The sequence below is a fragment of the Agrococcus pavilionensis RW1 genome, assembly GCF_000400485.1.
Taxonomy (GTDB): domain Bacteria; phylum Actinomycetota; class Actinomycetes; order Actinomycetales; family Microbacteriaceae; genus Agrococcus; species Agrococcus pavilionensis.
Map to the genome: position 1 here is coordinate 1 of NZ_ASHR01000011.1, position 1,354 is coordinate 1,354.

The 1,354-nt window shown below is 68.8% G+C and carries 1 protein-coding gene; it reads right to left on the reverse strand.

Annotated features, from left to right (window positions below; all coding sequences use genetic code 11):
• Positions 1-32 precede the first annotated feature (32 nt).
• A protein-coding gene (locus L332_RS18600) for an IS3 family transposase (RefSeq protein ID WP_144061008.1) occupies positions 33-1,288 on the reverse strand; the annotation gives its coding sequence in 2 pieces (ribosomal slippage) (positions 33-1,018 and positions 1,018-1,288; 1,257 coding nt in all).
• Positions 1,289-1,354: the final 66 nt, after the last annotated feature.

Sequence of the window (1,354 nt, forward strand, 5' to 3'; positions counted from 1 at the left end):
CAAAGTGAACCGTCCCCGGTTCTCTGCCGCTCCTATGCGGGTGCCAGCACCGGGTGTGATGGCGTTTCGAGGTCAGCGTAGTACGCGGCCTCGAACTCCTCGGGAGGGACGTCGCCGAGGGTGGAATGCAGGCGCCTGGCGTTGTACCAGTCGACCCATTCAGCGGTGACCCATTCGACGTCCTCCAGCTGCTTGAGCGGACCGGTCCGGAAGGGTGAGTCGTCGCGAATCGCTTCGGTCTTGAACAGCCCGATCGTCGACTCGGCGAGGGCATTGTCATACGCGTCGCCGATCGAGCCGATCGACGCAGCGATGCCCTCCAGGGCGAGCGTCTCGGCGAAGCTCACGGACGTGAATTGAGACCCGGCATCGCTGTGATGGACCAGTCCGTCGAGCGCCGGGCGGCCGGCTCGGTCGCGCCGCCACAGGCCCATCCGCAGCGCCGTGGTCACCAACGGCGTCGTCTTCGTGGTCGCGGCCTGCCAGCCGACGATCGCGCGTGAGAAGCAGTCGATCACGAACGACACGTACGCGAACCCGGCCCAGGTGCGCACGTAGGTGAAGTCCGCCACCCAGCGCTGGTTCGGCGCGGGCGCGGTGAAGTCCCGCTCGAGCAGATCCGGTGCGCGCTCGGCGTTCCGATCCGGGACGGTCGTGCGCACGCCACGCCCGCGCACCCGGCCGTTGAGGCCGAGATCCCGCATCAGCCGGTCCACCCGCCGCTGGGACACGTCGTGGCCGGCACGTCGCAGATGCGTGGTCATCTTCCGCCGCCCGTACATGCCCTCCGGCGTGCCGACGGTCGCCAGCAGCGCGTCGATGATCACCGCGTCATCCACAGCGCGGTTGCTGGGCTGGGCGCGCTTCCACGCCCGGTAGGTTCGCGCGGCGACCTCCACGCCCTGCTCCCGCAGGACCTGGCAGACCGACTCGACCGCGCGGCCCTTGGCCCGCTGCTCGTCGATGAAGCCGACGATCAGCGGCGTCGGGGGTCGAGTTCCCCGGCGAAGAAAACCGCCGCGTCGCGCAGGATCGCGTTCGCCTCACGCAGCTCACGGTTCTCCCGCTCAAGCCGCCGCACCCGCTCCGACTCGCTCGTCGAGGCGCCCTGCCGTTCGCCGGCGTCGATCTGAGCCTGCCGCACCCATCGGCGCAGCGACTCGGCCCCGAAGCCGAGCCGTTTCGAGACCGTCTCGCACGCGGTCGTCAGGTTCGGGTACTCATCGAGATGGTCGAGCACGAGCCGGATCGCTCGCTGCTTCGTCTCCTCCGGGATCTGCTTCGGCATGATGACTATCTTCCTTCCAGACTCGAAAGGAACCGGCATCAAACCGGGGACGGTTCACCCGGCGCT